The 18373-nt window shown below is 43.4% G+C and carries 13 protein-coding genes; 3 read left to right on the forward strand and 10 right to left on the reverse strand.

Annotation, left to right across the window (positions count from 1 at the left end; all coding sequences use genetic code 11):
* The 10 genes from AC5JMP_RS20205 to AC5JMP_RS20250 all read right to left on the reverse strand — a co-directional run bounded on the left by AC5JMP_RS20205 (position 1) and on the right by AC5JMP_RS20250 (position 12283).
* On the reverse strand, positions 1 to 750 hold the full coding sequence (locus AC5JMP_RS20205) for a cobalt-precorrin-6A reductase (RefSeq protein WP_495853364.1): 750 nt from the start codon (positions 748 to 750) through the stop codon (positions 1 to 3).
* Positions 751 to 865: 115 nt separating this feature from the next.
* Positions 866 to 1780 (reverse strand): class I SAM-dependent methyltransferase, encoded by a 915-nt coding sequence (locus AC5JMP_RS20210; protein ID WP_495853285.1) that lies wholly within the window; start codon positions 1778 to 1780, stop codon positions 866 to 868.
* Positions 1781 to 1951: 171 nt separating this feature from the next.
* Entirely contained in the window at positions 1952 to 3178 is a 1227-nt protein-coding gene (locus AC5JMP_RS20215) for a glycosyltransferase family 4 protein (protein WP_495853286.1), read from the reverse strand.
* Between the two features lie 103 nt (positions 3179 to 3281).
* Positions 3282 to 4445, reverse strand: a complete 1164-nt coding sequence (locus AC5JMP_RS20220) for a glycosyltransferase family 4 protein (protein WP_495853287.1) — start codon at positions 4443 to 4445, stop codon at positions 3282 to 3284.
* A gap of 20 nt (positions 4446 to 4465) precedes the next feature.
* The gene (locus AC5JMP_RS20225; RefSeq protein ID WP_495853288.1) at positions 4466 to 5704 is read right to left on the reverse strand and encodes a glycosyltransferase family 4 protein; all 1239 of its coding nucleotides are present in this window, start codon (positions 5702 to 5704) and stop codon (positions 4466 to 4468) included.
* A 112-nt stretch (positions 5705 to 5816) separates the two neighbouring features.
* Positions 5817 to 7049: a glycosyltransferase family 4 protein gene (locus AC5JMP_RS20230; RefSeq protein ID WP_495853289.1), complete on the reverse strand. Its 1233-nt coding sequence runs from the start codon at positions 7047 to 7049 to the stop codon at positions 5817 to 5819.
* Positions 7050 to 7123: 74 nt separating this feature from the next.
* Positions 7124 to 8050 (reverse strand): glycosyltransferase family 2 protein, encoded by a 927-nt coding sequence (locus AC5JMP_RS20235; RefSeq protein ID WP_495853290.1) that lies wholly within the window; start codon positions 8048 to 8050, stop codon positions 7124 to 7126.
* Between the two features lie 83 nt (positions 8051 to 8133).
* Positions 8134 to 9018, reverse strand: a complete 885-nt coding sequence (locus AC5JMP_RS20240) for a glycosyltransferase family 2 protein (protein WP_495853291.1) — start codon at positions 9016 to 9018, stop codon at positions 8134 to 8136.
* Between the two features lie 103 nt (positions 9019 to 9121).
* A complete protein-coding gene (locus AC5JMP_RS20245; protein WP_495853292.1) occupies positions 9122 to 10408 on the reverse strand; it encodes an ABC transporter ATP-binding protein in 1287 nt (428 codons plus the stop codon).
* A 552-nt stretch (positions 10409 to 10960) separates the two neighbouring features.
* Complete coding sequence (locus AC5JMP_RS20250; protein ID WP_495853293.1) at positions 10961 to 12283, reverse strand: O-antigen ligase family protein; 1323 nt, start codon at positions 12281 to 12283, stop codon at positions 10961 to 10963.
* 625 nt (positions 12284 to 12908) lie between these two features.
* Here AC5JMP_RS20250 and AC5JMP_RS20255 point away from each other — a divergent pair.
* The 3 genes from AC5JMP_RS20255 to AC5JMP_RS20265 all read left to right on the forward strand — a co-directional run bounded on the left by AC5JMP_RS20255 (position 12909) and on the right by AC5JMP_RS20265 (position 18351).
* The gene (locus tag AC5JMP_RS20255; protein WP_495853294.1) at positions 12909 to 14342 is read left to right on the forward strand and encodes a polysaccharide biosynthesis/export family protein; all 1434 of its coding nucleotides are present in this window, start codon (positions 12909 to 12911) and stop codon (positions 14340 to 14342) included.
* 65 nt (positions 14343 to 14407) lie between these two features.
* Positions 14408 to 16570, forward strand: coding sequence for a GumC family protein (locus tag AC5JMP_RS20260; RefSeq protein WP_495853295.1), 2163 nt, complete (start codon positions 14408 to 14410; stop codon positions 16568 to 16570).
* Between the two features lie 269 nt (positions 16571 to 16839).
* Entirely contained in the window at positions 16840 to 18351 is a 1512-nt protein-coding gene (locus AC5JMP_RS20265) for a GumC domain-containing protein (RefSeq protein WP_495853296.1), read from the forward strand.
* Positions 18352 to 18373: the final 22 nt, after the last annotated feature.

Genomic DNA, 18373 nt, shown 5'->3' on the forward strand with positions numbered 1-18373 from the left:
TTACGAGACCACCACTTGTTCAATCCATGCTAGGGCAGCCGCTACATTTGAAACCTGCTCTCCTGGGGGCATGGCGGGACGCTGCACCATGACGATCGGGATTTCTAGCTCACGGGCAGCCCTGACTTTGGCATATGTGGCATCACCGCCACTGTTCTTGCTGACGATGGCATCAATGGCATACTCCTGCAACAATTCTCTTTCCTGCTCCAAGTGAAAAGGCCCGCGATCGAGCAGTATTTTGCCCTGGGGAATGGGAGGCTCAGGCGGATCAATCGATCGCATCAAAAACCAAATATTGAGCTGCGGGTTGAACTGTGAAAACGGCGCAAGCTGCTGTCTTCCGATCGTCAAGAATACTCGCCTTGCCTCTGCGGGAATTGCCTCAGCCGCCGCTTCCACACTCTCGACCTCAATCCAGCGATCGCCTTCCATCTTTTCCCAAATCGGACGTACCAGCATTAGATACGGAATACCAACTTCACTTGCTGCGGCTTCAGCGTTCCAGGAGATGTGCGCTGCAAAGGGGTGAGTGGCATCAATCAAGAGATCAATAGATTGATCCTGTAGGTAGGTCGCCAATCCAGCAGACCCACCAAACCCGCCAACACGATAATCTCCTGGAGGGGCGATCGGATGGAGAGTTCGCCCTGCTAAAGACGTAATCACCTCAATTTCAGGAATTTTTGAGGCTTGGGCAGCTAGCTCAATTGCGTCACCTGTACCTCCTAAAATCAGGACTTTTGCCATTTCGATAGAGATTTTGGAAGAAGGCAGGCGTTGCAGAATGGATGTATGAATTTGTACATCCATTCTGCAACGCCGAAATTTGAATGAACCTAAGTAAATTAAGCCTATTTACCAATCAAGCAGAAATATATGGATTATCTGGGAGATTGATAATTTCGTACCCCTCTTGAGTCAAACGCTGGATTAGCACTTGGGACGGTTCTTGTTTAAAAATAATAGCCGTGATTAATCCATAATCTGTGAAGCCGAGCCTACAAAGCAAATCTTTGAATTTAATTGCTTTTCTTACTTTTTTTTGTAGAGGACCATTATCTAAAAGCTTTTCATACTCAACGCCTTCAAAATACATATCATGAATTCCTTTGAAGGCCACCACTCTGTAATTTAAGCCTAGAGCAATTTTTTCTATTTCTCTTCTTGAAATACTGTATACATAGTTACCAGATTCTTCAAAATCATGTTTATTTTCTTTTCTCCGAAGCAGCCATTTGATTGAAATCCTTAAGTTTCTGAAGAGAATTTCAGAGATTTTACTGTTCACATAGAAATCATTTGGCTCAATTAATACAACTCCTTTGCTCGCCACTCTCAGCATCTCGTAAAGCGCAAGTGCGGGTCTGGGAAAATGATGATAAGCCTCTTTACAAAAAGCATAGTCAAAGTCAGATTCATTAAACGATAAAGCTTCAGCATTTTCCTGCTTGTATTCAGAAATATACCCAGCTTCTTTTGCTTCTTTTAGCAAAGTATCTGATATATCAGATGCTAGAGCATCACAGCCTTTATCTAAAATATATTTAGCATCATTACCATATCTGCCATCGCCTACAGTTAGCCACTTAGCCCTTGGCTCTGTTGTCAAAATTGGGTCAATGGTTTGGTACATTCGCTGATGTCGCCACGCATCGACGGTATCTTTGGCAAACCAGGTCTTTGCATGTGCTGCCTTCTCACCCTCTTGGCTATATTCTTGAAAATGTCCAGCATGTTGCTCATAGCTTTTTTCTTGAAAATTTTTCGTAGAATCCACTATTATTTTCTCCTTTGTCTTTCTGAATAGTTATGTATTGGCTTATGCATATGGAGCATAAGCCTGGAACCCGTAGAAGCTGTATAGATTTGCGGTAGATCGACGTCATTAGATTTGAGGTATAGCCCTGTGCGATCGAAAATCTTGAACTGCAAAAATTGCTTAGAGAGATTAACTTGCTAACTTAGCTATCTGTTTATAAGTCTCATCAAATGCTTGACCAATGGCATCCCAGCTAAATTCATCTTTAACCCGCTGTTGACCTGCTTGTCCAAGTCGAAGACGAAGCTCTGCATCTTGGGCTAAACGGTTCATAGCATTAGCAAGATCTTGAATAGTTTGCTCTGGATTGTGAGCAGGAACCTTGATACCAGTCTCATGAGTGACCTGCATAGCAGGCCCGCCTAGATTTAGACATATTACAGGTCTTCCAGCAGCCATTCCTTCCAGACAAGTCCACCCTCCAGAGTCATGCAAACTGGGATGAACAAGGACATGACATTGTGCTAACCGAGCTAGAGTTTCTTCACGGGGTAATCTGCCAAAAAATTTAACTTGAGAACTAATATTTAGCTTTTCACAAAGGGCTTCGAGTCGCTTCCGTTCCGAGCCATTGCCTAACAGCCAATATTCAGCGTCTGGTATGTTGGCAGTATGAAAAGCCATGATTGATAAATGATAGGCTTTCCAATGCAGCAATCTGCCCATACTAATAAAGCGAATAGGAGCACTAGGGGGAAGAGGTTGTTGAGCTAAGCGCTCTATTTCATCTTTAGATAGACCTGATTCAGAACAGAGGTGAATATTTTGCGCACCCAGATAAGCTAAACGCTTTGCTGTATCGTCCGTGGTAGCCTGAGCTAGTAGACTTCGACGGGCTGTCATCCGGGTAAACGGGTCAAGTTCACCTATTCTTTGTGCCCAAGTTCGTAAAGTTTCGTAGGTTTGACCATAGAGGCTAAAATCTTTCCAAAAAGGTTTTGGTGCGGATTCTCCTCCCCCCACAGGCCCCCAAATAAATGGAACTGAAAGCAACGAAAGGAAGCTTGGAGACCAGTATTTGACGTAAGTTACATGACGAATTACGTCGAACTTGATCTCTTTTTGAAGCGATCGCCCGATAAAATAAGCCTGAATTTGCCAGAGATAGTAATGAAATTGCACAGCTCCTTGAGTATCTCGCCAGTCTGCTGTCCAGTTGAATGGATCGAAATAGATGAAGTGAAGATTAGAAAGCTGTTGACGATTTAATTCAGCTTCAACCGCCGATCGATAAAACGATCGAGTTAGCACCCATACTTCGTGATGTTTCGCAGCCTGCATGACGACGTTCCAGCCTACACCTTCTTCAGAACCTCGGTTAGGTTCACAGGCGTAGGCAGAGAGCAAGAGTTTCATGATGTTTTAACGATGGGTGAATTGATTGCTGTTATCTGATTAAAACTGTGGCTTCGATAATATTTCTGCGGTAGATGGAGTAGATCAAGATATAGAAAAGAATCTATGTTGTTCTTGCGATCGCTTTGATGAAGGTCTGCATGGCAGAATCTATCGTATATCCATCAATGATTTCTTTAGATTTTTTTCCCATTTCGTCAATTAAGTTTTTATCAGTGATGAAAAGACGCATTTTTTCAGCAATTTCCTCAGGTGCCTTCGGATCAATAAGATATCCATTGACTCCTTCAACCATTAATTCTGAAGTGCCTGCATATTTGGAGCAGAGAATAGGTTTTTCAAAAACCATTGCCTCTAACGACACCATGCCCCATGTATCTTCAAAAGTTGGAAAGACAAAAACATCGGACTTTTGAAAATAGGTGCCTAACTGATCATAGTTTTTTCGTCCTAACCAAACGACCTGTTCTGTAAGATGTTTGGCGCAAGTTAGTGCTTCGAGGCGATCGCGTTCTGATCCTTCGCCGATCATCAAGAGCGTATAGTCAGAGCACCCTTTCTCCTTAAGAATTGAACAAGCTTCCAACAGTTCGTATACGCCTTTTCTATTAATTATTTGACCAATAAATAGAAAAATAGGGTGCTTCAAACTCGAAAAATCAAAATCAAGTTCCTGATGTTTTTGAGTCATTGCTTGTCTATCAGGTAGAAGATAAGGTCCAAGAATAATCTTTTCTTCCTCAACCTTAAGAAACTGACTTAAATACTCTTTTGCAGATTTTGTATTAGCAATAAATGTGTCTGAGTGATTGGAGATAAATTGCCGGGTGAGAGAGCGGATTTTGGAATCTCGAAAGTCTGAGCTAGGCGTACTACCTTCATAGAGAATTATGACTTTCCAGTTAAACAGAGGTTTAAGAATAATTGCCAGTAACGACCACATTGAAAAAGCATTAGCAATGATTGCATGGGGTCTAAATTGAGCAAGATATAAAATAATATTAAAAGGTAAGCTCAAGAACCCATGTTGATAACCTGTTCCCTTCTTATCAACCAAAATAGAGTTGAAATCACCCACTTGAAAGACTGCACTAGCATAAGAGGCTTCGCGATCGAATTCTGCCCATACGCGAGTGGTATAGAATACTGTATTTTGAAATATTTTGAGAAAATCACTCCAGATTGGCTGCCAATGCGCGCCTGCCTCTGCTGAAGGCATCAACCACGCAATTCGGAGATTCTCATTTTTTTTCCCATCGGCTGTCATATTAGAAGACCTGACTGAAGTTAGAGGTTCTGAAATACCGTTTCTGCAAAGCGTTTAGAATCGTTTTCTTCAGCAAATTGCTTCATTTTTTCTGGGTTATAAAGCATTTCTTTCGAATTCAAGCATTGAAGGAGTCCCTGAGCGATCGCTTCCGTTTTTGTAGAATCTACTGTTAGCCCCAGTTGGTAGCGCTTTACAAGTTCGCCCATCAACCCGTAGTTTGTGCTAATTACAGGCTTTCCCGCTGCTGCTGCTAAAAGCAGAATACCGCTCATGCCCACATGGCGTTGATACAGCGCTAGCACCATATCTGTTAATTGAAAGTAGGTGCGCACTTCTTCCTCACTAACAAACTTGAAGTGAGGGATGATTTGTACTGGCTGAGTTTGACAAAGCAAGTCAATCTGTGTGCAAATAGCAGCCTTTTCACTGGGATTAGCCTGCCCTACGACTAAAATACAAAGCTGTTGGCAAACCTCCGAAGGTAAACTCCTTAGAGCCTCTAAAAGCTGGTAGATTCCTTTTCGCTCATCTATAAACCCAAACAGCAAAAATACCGTTCTATCAGGGTGAATTTTGTGTTTTTCTTGTAAGGTTTGAGGCTGTAATGAACTAAGGTCAGGAATTTCTACTGGATCAGCTAATGGTATAGCTCTAGCCTCTGGATAAATCTGTTTTATAGTCTGATCAACCAGTGGATCTAAGCAAAAGAGAGTATGAAGCTTAGGATTTTGGAGAGTGCGATGTAGAAAAAGCCGTTCTCGAAATTGTTGTAGTTTCTCTTTTATCGAAAAACGGTAGCTAGAAAAAGTGGAATAGTGAAACGTAGGGCGAAAGTATATGCCTGAAATAGGGCAAGGAGGTTTAAGACCCAGCGTTAGCGGCAACTCACAGGTATCAAGATACATGATCATACACTGGTCAGCATTTAGAGAAGCAGCGTATTTGCAGAGTAAACGCCACTCTCTAAGGTTGCGAACAGCTCGTTCAAAAGCAGTTTTATCAGCTTCAATATTTAATGATTCTTGCGTGGAAATGGGAATAAAGTTGATAGTAGATTGTGGATACTGTTCTACAAGCACAACAACGTCTTGATGTCGTTGAATGAAATGAGGCGACACAACGATGTCAAGCCGCCCTGGAATCCGATTATCTCCCCAGTATCGAACAAGATGGCGAATGTAGTTAGCATGATGACCTGCAAACTTCAGATCAAACAGCATAATTTTGCGATCGAGCTTGTTTTCACTAGCTTGCAATGAGGATTGAACAACCTCACAATTAGTCTTCATAGGTCAATTTTTACAAATCCTTAAGGAGCTAAACTTTTGCGCATTGGAGCGATGCCTATTAAAATACTTTAGTTATTCTCTAACTAACCAATGCTTTGTAGAGATCCACAAAACGACTAGCCTGCTGCTCTTGACTAAATGTTTCTGTGGCTTTTTGACGAGCTTTTCTAGAGAGTTGAGCATGTCTCTCCTGATCTTCTAAAATCCATTCCATGCCCCTTGCTAAGTCCTCAACATTAAATTTTTGGGCTAAATATCCGTTCTGCTGATGATCGATCATGTCGGGCATACCGCCAATATCAAATGCGAGACAAGGAGTACCGCAAGCCAGCGCTTCAACTACGGTATTGGGTAAGTTATCTTGCATAGAAGGAGCAACGAATAGATCAGCAGCGGCATAGACTAATGCCAGAGAAATATCATCCCCTAGGCGACCCAAATAATGCGAATCAAAGGCTAAAGGTAAAGCCGTACCAGATGCAGATTCTCCAAGAATGGCAAGTTCCAACTGATTGCCCCATCGTTGTACATCAAGACGTTGCAGTGCCAAGAGCAGAAACTGGAAGCCCTTGCGAGGATCGGCAGTTGTGCTTCCGGCTCCAAACAAAACCAACTGCCTATCTTGAGGTAGGTTTAGCGCCTCACGAGCCATTGCCTTACTAATAGGTTTGTAGATCTGTGTATCTACGCTATTGGGAATCACCTCAACCCGATACTGCTCAAATAGCGGGCTACTGCTGGCGCATTTTGCTAACCATCGACTGGGCGTGACGAGCGTTAGGTTGAGATTACGCCAAGCTTTGGCTTTACGCTGCCAAATCTGACGAGAAAGATCATTAGCTTTGAGGCTGTCAAGCTGCGGACAAGCTCCACAGTTTTTGGTGTAGCGATCGCATTCTTGGGTATAGTGGCATCCTCCGGTAAACTCCCACATGTCATGCAATGTCCAGACTATGGGTTTCTGAAACTTTGGGAGAGATTCAATCTGCAAAAAGCCATTGCGAGTCCAGTGGAGATGAACAATGTCTGGATTAATTTGCTTAACTTGAGAAACAATAGAATCGGGAAACCACTGAGCCGAAAAATTTTCGGAAGAGGATTTGGGGTAAAAACGTAAGACTTGCTCATCCAGCTTGGAGCCAAGCTGAGCAATCAGAGGTTTATGGGCAATGACTGTTTTGTCGCGGCTTAATTTTGCCCGTACCAGCATTTGAGAATCAACGTTGCTATTAATTAACGCCCGATGGAGCCGATGGGCTGCACGAGCCGCACCGCCATCCAAATCAGATGTAGAAATATGTAAAATCTTCATTTATACCTTAAGGTTTATTTGAAAGGGTCTAACCTTTGATTCAGGTTTCAATTCGATCTTCAATCAAAAGTTAATTAGAGATTAATCATTTTTTTAATTTTTCTTCTGATGCGGACAGGCAACGTAGTGTCATAAAATTGATTTTGAGTGATGGCATCTGCTCGTGCGTTTCTAATGATGTAATGGGGGTGCTTTAGAGGAATTTCTAGGGGTTCTGCTGGCATGGCAGCATAGGGGTTATTGGCTTCAGTTGTCTGTGTATTTGTAGCATCTAGGCTAAAGCCAATATTAGAGATCATATTGACGCTTGAGATAATACTAACTCCGCCTTGTAACCAGCAAGAAAGCGTCCATTGATAATCCCAGGTTCTATGTTTCTTGTCATAGGTATCTTGAAAGATTTTAGTCCAGTATTTTGCAGCGCGATCGTCCTCAAAAATATCCTTTAAAATATGCTTTGCGCGAACGTCTAGCCAATTTTTCATCTCAAGGTCGTAGTATTGCCACGCCCGTCTCCAGCTTGCCCAGCCCCAGCAGTGGTTATACCGAGAGAAGTAGTAGCTGTCATCTGTTGTTTTCTGCCCAAGCTGGACGTTTTGCCCAGAAATAGACATAATTCTGTTGTCATCTCGATAACGGGCTAATAGCTCTTCGCAAAAGTTAAAAAATGTAAGATGAGGCACACAATCATCTTCAAGAATAATAGCTTCTTCTACAAGACTAAATGCCCAATCTAATCCGCTGGAAACACGTTTGGCACAGCCTAAATTGACCTCAGAGTAGTTCTTGACGACTTCACAGTCCCAGTCAACTTGGTCAATAATAGCGCGGGTCGCAGCACATTGTTCAGCCTCACCAGGGCGATCGCTCCGAGGGCCATCAGCAACCACTAAGAGGCGAGAAGGCTTAACCTGTCGAATGGCTTCAAATACTCTTGCAGTCGTATCGGCTCGTTTAAAGACTATGAATACAACTGGGGTTTTTAGATTGGCTGAAGACATAATTAAAAATTCACTTACTGCTGCTCACGAATAACTAACCAAAAACTCAGATAAAGATCATCAAAAACTTTTAGGCTAAATTCTTAAGTCTGTCCCCCATGCTTAACCTTTTTGATCATGCTCCAGTAAAGAATATATACAGCTCTTTTAATCACTGTAGTAATTCCGCCCCACCAGATTTTCAGCAAAATGAAGGGTAGTGCAATCTTGGGGCAGGAAAGAATTGCAAAACTGCTGTAGTAAAGAGGATTGACCACCGATCGTTTTGAAAAATATCTTCTGAAGAAAAGAAGGAAATCAAGTTCCTTAAAATGACTAGGACCTGTTGTTTGCTCATTAATCCATAGCCTCACATCAGGATCAGTGAAGAGTCTTAGTCCCTTTTTATAGGCTCGAATTGTGAACTCATAATCAGAAAGATAGTGAGGAAGAAATTTAGGATAGAAGTCTCCAATTTTCAAGAGCGTCGAAACTTTCATAAATAGCCCTCTTGTGTCAAGGCAGTTAACTTCTTCGTCTGTGTCTGCTTCTCTAAATTTTAGAGACCAAAGGTCTGCCCTAACTCCTCGAGATACCAAATTTTGGGTCTGAAGACTATAGCCTTCTGCCTTCAGCAAATGACCATTACTTGAAGTTAATTTTCTCACCCCTTTTTCAATAAAATCTTCCTCGAAATGAACATCATCATTCATCATCAGGACTATGTCATCCTGATCAATTTCAAGACTTGATTTAATCCAATTAATTCCCTGCTGCAATCCCCCAGCCCACCACCAATCCCCTTGACCTCTGATCACAATAACAGAGGGAAGCAACCTAACGGCAGCTTCTGCTGTGCCATCTGTTGAACCATCATCAATCAGAATAAGCTGATAGTTAGAATAGGTTTGCGCCTTCAAAAACTTGATAAAAGCCAAGGTGATTTCGCGGCGATTGTGAACAGGCAGAAGAATATAAACTTTAGTCATGATTACAATCCCTCTAAATTGATGGACGCTAAACGAGTGGGTATTGAATGAGTGGGTATTGAATGAATGGGTGATGTTAATTGGGATTAATCTGCTATTTTGATTAGGCTTTTACGACTTCGGCATAGCTACCTGATTTAACAATCCGTCCTTGCTCCAGCAGATAAACGCGATCGCAATGTTCTACTGTCGAGAGACGATGGGCAATGATAATCACCGTTTTCTTTCCAGCAAGTGCTCTAATAGCCTCACTCACCCGCTGTTCTGTCTCGTTATCTAGTGCAGAGGTTGCTTCATCTAAGACTAAAATTTCTCGCTCGTGATATAGGGCACGAGCAATGCCAATTCGCTGACGCTGTCCTCCTGATAGTCTGACTCCACGCTCTCCCACTTGGGTTTGCACACCGTTAGGAAGTTGAAATACTAACTCTTCCAGTTGAGCAGCGACAATTGCCTCTTGCAGTCTAGAGTGATTAATCAAATGATCTGGAACACCAAACGCAATGTTTCGTTCTACAGTGTCATCTAGTAAAAAGATAGATTGGGGAATGTATCCCAACATATTTTGCCAAGCGCGCAGGTTCTTGTAGATTGAAACCCCATCTACCGTAATGTCTCCCTTTTGAGGCGTCAGAAGTCCCAAGATAATGTCAACCAGCGTTGTCTTCCCCGCCCCTGACTTTCCAATAAAAGCGATTGATTCTCCCTTACGAATCTTGAGAGACACGCCGTTAATAGCCGGAGCCAGCGTTTTAGAGTAGCCGTAAACTACATCTGCAAGCTGAACTTCTTTCATAAAGCGCATCGGGAGCGAAGCCTCGGTAGCCGAAGAGAGTTTCTTATCTGTCATACCTGGAGCTGTGTTGCTATAGGCGGCGTATTGTTGCTCTGCTTCTCTTAGATCTGCATACAAAATATCTACCGAATGCCGAGTGCCTTGAATGCTCCCTAACGTTCCCATGACTTGGCTGGCCGCAGGCAGTAAGCGAATGGAAGCGACAGCAAATACGCTGAGGCTAGAAATGAGCGAATCTGTGCTGCGGGCAAAGATCAGTTGCGAGATGGCAATTAGCGAGACAATAAAGATCACCAAAACCGATTCAATCAAAATTCGGGGCAACATCTCGAAACTGGCAGACAAGGATTCTGCTTGAGCATGTTGGTGCGTGAAACCCTCCATTTTGGTCTCAAAATAAGGCTCACAGCCAATTATGCGAGTTTCCTTCAAGCCCCCTAAGCCGTGATTCAGCGTTTGAATGATTTTTTGTTGAGATTCTGATGCAACTTTACCCCAAGTTTTCAACCTATTCTTCATGCTGTAAATTAGCAAGAAAATAGGCAGTAGAGCCGCTAGAGTCGTCACCAGTAAAAATAAATTGGTGGCAGCCATGAGAACAAATAGAAAAATAAGAATCAGGAAGTTGGAAATGCCATATAAAAGCGCTAACAACACCTTGTAACAAAAATTTTGAGTCTCAATCAGGATGTTTTTAGTTAAGTCCGACGAGTTCTTTCCAGCGATATAGTTATATTCACCGTAAAGATAGGCTCGATTTAGGGTTTCAATAACAACTCCCCGATGAGAATGGCTAAACTTTAAAATGTAGTACTTTGAAAGAAAATAGAGAACTGATTTAACAATAAAAACAGTAATGATAAGAATACAGAGGAGAGCAATAAACGTCTCGTTAGACGTGATATTGAATAGGATCGCTATCTGTTTTAAGATAGGTACCTGCTGAATTAATTTAGGATTTTGCACGATCGCAAAGAATGGAGCTAGTAATCCAATTCCAACAGTTTCTGTGATCGAGGAAACAATCAGAAATATCAGCAAAAGAGGAAGTTTTGCTCTTAGACTTCCTAAGATGAACCAAACTTTTTGAAAATACTTAGACATAGTTCAACCTGTAAGTTAAGCAGTAACCAATTAGACATTGAATCAGCTGGTATGAAGTGAATTAGTATTTAACTTTGCGGCCGACAAAATATAGTAAAACCAAATGTAGTCAACGGTAAGCAATCGACTTTCTACGGTGTTTGAACTCATTAGAAATATCATGATGAGGAGCGGTATCAAGCCATCAAGTGAGCTGCTTTGCAGGGCAAAACGAAAGGCTAAATAAGTGCTTCTCCCAAACGATAGTAGGAAAAGAATCAGACCTGTGATGCCTAAATCTAAGGTCAATTCCAGAAAACCGTTATGAGCCTCTACAGGTCTGAATCCAGAGTTAGTTCTTACAAAAGACGCAGGACCTCCTGGTTCTAGCCAAAATCCTCGATGACCATAGCCCAAAAGTGGCTTCTCTTGAACATAGCCTATGATCTGTGCCCAAAAATCTGCTCGACCCGTGAAGGTTAAATCTTTACCAAAAGCAGCAAAAACTGTCTCAATATTTTCAAACGCCAGTAGAGAAATGATCAAGCTTGCAACTATGAATACAACAAAGCCAGCGAAAGCTGGTCTAAACGGCACACTCTTAAAGAACTTCTTGAAAAACGACATAACGGAAACTAGGGAGAGTAAAATAGCCGTTACTAGAAGACCGCCTGTCGAATTTGTTTTAATTAACACGAAGAAGAGTCCAAGAATGATCGGAATTGAGAGCTTTCTATCTCTAGGATTTTGAATTGCGTCTAGAAACCAGATGGCGATCGTCAAGGCAAGAAATGCTGCAAGAATATTAGGATGAATCAATAATCCTTTCCAGCCTTTTTCGTTTACACCTATTGATGGAATAAAAATTGAGAACAGAAGACCGAAAAAAGCAACAAAGGCATTACCAAATCTTAAAAATACAGACAATTGCTTCCAGCTATAAGTTCTGCCGATGTGTGCAGCTAAAGCACTGGCAAAAACCAAGCCAACACTGTATCTAAAAGATATTTCGGGAACCGCAGACCATGATCCGGAAAACAGCAGAAACACCATCAAAAAGCCCAGAAATATATCCTTACTTAATAGAGATAAGAACTCGCCTAATAAGTGCTTAAATCGTGAGTTTACGATTATTGCAACAGAGGCATAAATAGCCAGCAAAATCATCGTATTCAGAGAAGGAAAAATCAGCCATTTTGGATGCAGCCGATTAATTGGAAATATGTCTGTGCCTGGAATGGCAATTAGTGTAATAGCCGTAAAAGAAATATGTAGAAAAGCTCTAACTCTTCGACTCTTGCTAAGATTGATTGCCAGTAAAAAGTACACGACAGCACTGGCAGCAACCGTGAGAAATATTCCTGGATTTAGGATAATTTGCTTCATAGAGTGAAGAACGTGACAACATCAAAACCCAATTGAAACCCTGATGCTCTTGACAGAAGTGTCAGTTACTTCAGATCTCTGCGATCTTATCGAATCAGCTTTGTGAAATTTATATAGAGACGATCGCCCCAGCAGTATATTCACAGCTCATAGCCTTGCTGATTCGTACATAACTTAACGCTGTATTCCTCTACTCACTCTGACATTCAGGAATTTCCCGGAAGTTGGTGTGTCATCTTTATAGCTTCTTCAAGTAAGTTAATAATTTGACTGAGATTGTCCATACTGTGTGGATCTTTGGCAAATTGAGCGTGAGATGAATCAAGTGCAAAACGCAACGGCTGCATTGATTCTCAGAAAACACCTCGGTGAAGCAGCAGAGTGAAAACCCATCATCGTATAGGAATTTTGTAAAGCTTCCGGATATTTCCGGTTATGAATGACTAAATCTGTAAACGTTGGACAGGATAGTCTGCCTTCTTGTCTTGAAAGTGCTGAATCCTGGTCGTAAACGATGGCAGAATACATCCCAATTTTTGCGAAAAATCTACTGTACGGAGTACATTCTGTGATTCCAGCCTACTTAAGACGGCCCCTATCTGTAACGGGTGTTGCCCTAATAATCTTGACTACAACAGCTTTTCCAGGCTATGGCGTTGAACCACGGGAAGTTAGCCCAGTTTTGCCTTCCAGCCCTAGCTTACTAATTGATGAGACTTATACCTTGGGAGCGGGTGACCAAGTTCAAATCGATATCTTCGATGCTCCAGAGTACAGCGGAGAGAACGGTAGATATCAAGTCCTAGTGGATGGCACCCTCAACCTGCCGCTTGTTGGCAGCGTTTCAGTCCAGGGGCTAAGTCTTGCGCAAGTGGGCAACCTGCTCTCAGAACAGTATTTCCGCTTTTATAAACGTCCTTTCACAACCGTAACGCTACTGGCTCCTCGTCCTCTGACAATTAATCTAGCTGGAGAAGTAACTAACCCAGGGTCTTACCCAATAACGCTAACTCAGCAGGGACAAGGCAGTAGCCAATTTCCTACCCTGATTGCGGCACTACAGCTTGCGGGTGGTACAACCCAATCGGCTGATGTCAGGCAAATTCAAGTTCGTCGGCTTCAGCGCGGGAGAGCCGATCAGATCATCACAGTTGATCTATGGAGGTTTTTGCAAAATGGCGATCGCCAACAAGATCTAACCCTGCGAGACGGCGACACCATAATGATCCCAACTGCAACAACGATTAGTTTGGCAGAGGCCATTCAACTCGCAGATTCTAACTTTGCAGCAAAGCCTCAACCTATCAATATTGCTGTTGTGGGTGAAGTCTTTCGACCCGGTTCCTACACTGTGAACAGCAATACCCGAACTGGAGCTGCTGGCGTACCAGGAACTACCGATCAGTTCAATAGTCCTCAAGACAGTGATTCATTTCCAACCGTGACTAAGGCGATTCAGCTCGCGGGAGGTATTAAGCCCTTAGCCGATATTCGTCGCATTCAAATTCGGCGTACTACTCGCTCAGGTATGGTGCAAACCGTTGATGTTGACTTGTTAAAGTTGATTCAGGAGGGAGACGCCAGCCAAGATACCATCTTGAAAGCTGGCGACACGATCTCTATTCCCACTGCTACTGATCTGACTCCAGAGCAATCGGCTGAAATTGCTGCCGCCAGCTTTGCTCCCAACACCATTCAGGTCAATATTGTCGGTGAGGTAGAGCAGCCCGGAACCGTTCAAGTTCCACCCAATACTCCTCTCAATCAGGCATTGCTGGCAGCAGGTGGATTCGATAACCAACGTGCCCGTCGCAGCTCAGTAGACCTAATTCGCCTCAATCCAGACGGTACTGTCACCAAGCGGGAAGTGCCGATCGATCTGGCTCAAGGCGTGAATGATGGTACCAATCCGGCTCTGCAAAACAACGACATTATTGTCGTACGTCGCTCAGGGGGTGCCGCCTTTAGGGATGGTTTAGATAACTTTCTAGGACCCGTTGGTGGTGTCGTCTCAACCTTTATCCCTGTCCTCAATCTTCTGCGAATTTTTGGAAATTGAACTGATGATCGAATCACACCTGTCATTAGCATCAACCTTCACTAGAAACATTTTAAGGTAATGACATGAATAGTAAGCAACCTTCCCTATCTCCATCTTCCGAGTCTAGTGAAAATCGTTTGATGCAGTTGTTTCAGAGTTCTGCAACCCCCACTCCTCAAGAAGAGCAGTGGGATTTAGGCTGGGTCGGAGCGGTTTTTCGCCGCAGAGCAAAGTTAATCGCTGCGGTGATGATTGGCACAGTAGTAGCAGGTGGAGGGCTGCTCTTTTCTATCAAAAGCGTAACACCTGCTAAATATGCAGGTAGGTTTCAGCTTTTAGTAGAACCCGTTAATGCAGACCAGCAGCAGGCTCGCTCTTCAGCTCAGGCTCAAGGTGTAGAAAACAGCCTACCGCCCTTCGATCCGAGCCGTTCTAGTCTGGATTACGGTACTCAAATTCGGATTCTGCAAAGCCCTAGGCTAATGAATGGGATTGTTAAGGAATTGCAAACCCGCTATCCAGACATTACCTATGAAAAGCTGCTGCTTAACTTAGAGCTTTCTCGGATTACTTCACTGACTCTCGATCTAAAGGAGCAGGGCACTAAAATTATTGATGTATCTTATCAAGATTCTGATCCTAGGAAAGTTCAATATGTCTTAGATAAAATCTCTCAAGCCTACCTTCAATACAGCTTGAAAGATCGTCAATCTACTATTCGACAAGGGATCAAGTTCATTGACAGTCAGCTCCCTCAACTTCAACAGCAGGTGAACTCGCTCCAGGGTCAAATTCAAGATCTACGGGAACGCAATTCGATTGTTGACCCAGAACTAGAGGCGCAACAGCTCAGTCAGCAAGCTAGTAATTTAGGTCAGCAGTCGTCTGATAGTCAAACGGATCTTGCAGAAGCTCAAGCAAGAACTGAAACGCTTTCACAACAGCTTCAGTCCAACAATCTTACCTCTGTGTTAGGGGAGGCTCCTTACTACCAATCGTTGCTCAATCAGTATCAGGAAATTGCGGGCGAGATTGCCACTGAGTCAGGTCGTTTACAGCCTGATAACCCAGCCATGCAGGCTTTGCTAGAGAAGCAGCAAAATTTACAGAGTCTGATGGATATAGAGGCTGCACGAGTTGTGAGCAAAGCGGCTGATTCTATTACGGTTGCCGAAGCGCGCGATCGCGCCATCACTCAATCTGAAGCTGAAGTCAATCAAGAAATTCAGCTCATTCCTGCTGTAGCTCGACAGTATGCTGATCTGCAACGGGAGCTAGAGCTAGCAACAGAGAGCTTAAACAAATTTTCTAGCCGCCAGGAAGCTTTACAAATTGACGCTGCCCAGCAGGAAGTGCCTTGGGAGTTAATTACACCTCCACAGCTCATTCGAGACGAGGATGGCAACCTGGAGAAAGTAGGTGCAGTCAACAGTGCAGCTCTGCTGGGTTTGATTGCCGTCCTCGGAATTCTACTGGGAATAGGGGTGGGTTTCCTGGTAGAAGTTTCTCAGGATATTCTCCAAACTCCAGATGAGACTAAGCGATCGACTGGGCTACCGCTCTTGGGTGCAGTTCCGCTTGACAAAGCTAAAAACGCTGCCTTCATTGAGTCGTTTTACTCTATCTACAAAAATATTCGTTTGTTGCCTAGCTTTGACCCGCCCGCTCGCTCCCTAGCGATCAGTTCACCACAGCCGGGAGATGGAAAAACGACGATCGCCGTTAACTTGGCTCAGGCAGTTGCAGCTATGGGCAAGCGGGTGCTTTTGGTGGATGCAGACCTACGTCATCCTCAAGTTCATCAGCTCCTGAATTTGCCCAACACGCAAGGGTTAAGCGACATCTTTTCTGCTAACGTCAGTTTGAGTAACGCCATCCAGCCATCTGCTGTCAGAGACAATCTGATGGTGCTGACGGCTGGACAAACCGTTGGTGACCCGCTAGAGCTTCTCACTTCTGAGAAAATGCGAGCGATGATGGAACACTTTCAAACGGTGTTTGATCTCGTGATTTATGACACCCCTCCTCTCTTGGGCCTGGCAGATAGCGGTCTGATTGCTTCCCAAACAGACGGTTTGGTGCTGGTTGCCAGAATGGGAAAAAGCAAGCGATCGGCTCTTGCACAAACCTTGGAGGAGCTAAAGATTTCCTCTACCGCTGTTTTAGGTGTGGTAGCCAACGCTGCCAAAGAAACCGCAAATATGCCAGAGGGTTATTATCGCGCTCGTTCCCTAAGTCAATCTTAGAAGAGGATCTTCAGCGATCGCGCTCGATAATCTCACTCAGCAATAACCCGTTCTGCTCTGGCCTCTGATTGATCATGAACAAGTCCATTGTCTCTCCTACAGTTGATGATATACCGCAATCGATGTTAGCAGCTTCTAGAACCTCTGAGTTTAGAGCCTCTGAGCTTAGAATTGTTGAACCTAGAAAAGTGGAGCTTGGAAAACCTGAGCCTAAAAAATGTCAGATACTCTCAAATGTTTTTAACCGAAGAACTGGAGTATTGGCGAGTGTGGCAATCGCTGCCGTTGCAGGTTCTCACCTCGTTCCAGTGGAGCCTTACTCAACTCAATATGAGGGTGACTTACAGCTTTCTCTAGAACCTAAAGAGGGAAATACTTCTCGTGAAAATTCAGTGGCTCAGGTGAAAACGCCTACACCTAACATTGATTATGCAACTCAAGCTAGAATTCTATGGAGTCCAAAGCTTCTCTCTCCAGTAATTGCAGAGCTACAAAACCAGTATCCTGACTTTAACTACGATCGCCTCAGCCGTAATCTGAAAATTATTCATCCTGAAGGTTCTAGAACCTTAGAAATTAGTTATCAGGATACAGATCCTCGGAGAACTCAAGCGGTTCTAGAACGGCTTTCTCAGGCATACCTGAAATACAGTCAAGAGTCTCCAGCAAATAACTATTCAGCACTGCAATTTATTGAGAAAAGAGTGCCAGAGCTACAGCAAGAAGTTGCACGAACTCAAGAAAAATTGCGGCAGTTTCAGCAGCATCACTCAGCCAATCCAGCTCAGTTAGGACGGCAATTAGCAGAGCAAAGTAATGCCCTGACTCAACAACAGCAGGAATTACAAAGTCAACTGCTTGAAGCGCGAACGGCTTACGCAGTTTTGCAGCAGAGATCCGCCGAATCTTTAAATCAATTTAAGAACCAGATCTTTGAATATCAACGCCTTGAAAGCCAGTTGTTAAGTCAGCAGAGTTTAGACTATCAAGAATTGCTGAGCCAGTTTCAAGAAACTGCAATTCAGCTCACTCTAGAACGTAGTCATCCTGAATCTAATCTTGAGTCAAACCGTGTAAAACAGCAGCTGTTAGAGCAACACTATCAGCGGCTGTCTGAGCAGCTATCTCGAACTGTTCAGAAACCCTTGATCGATCGCCTTTCTCAGCTCAACACTGATTCCAAACCAGAGAACTCTCAAGAAGCACATCAGCTCAAAATGTTAATAGAGCTGAAGGTTGCTGAAAATCAAGTGCGGATGCTGGAAATCAGCTATGAAGCGATCGTTCAAACTAAGGCTTTATTAGGTGACAGAATCAGGCAATGGGCAGGTCTAGCACGGCAATATGATCAGCTACAGTTAGAGTTGCAGCTTGCGACTAATAAACTGAATTTGTCTCTAACAAAACAGGCAGAGCTACAAACCTTCGTTCAGTCTGTCTGGCAAGTGATAGCTCCACCTCACATTAAGCCAATCGCAAACGGGTTGACTTTATCTGTTGCTCAACGAGACTTGAGCTTGAGTCTAGCGCTTTGTTTTATTGTGGTTGTATGGGTTATGACATCTGGAAAAGATGTTAGGAAAAATAGAGTGCGATCGCAAGAGCTGCTTGGCTCACCGCTGCCTGTTTTTCAATCTGATTATCAAAGTCTAATGGCTCAAGACTCTCAGCCCTTGGCGCTAGAACTTCCAAAAGTCAAGGTACTTTGTTCAATTGATAATGATAATAATCGGTCATCAATTTGGGGCAATGGCTCATTGCAGAAAATTAGCGGAAATTAATAGAAGATTAGTTCTTAAAGAT

This window comes from Drouetiella sp. (genome assembly GCF_059504425.1).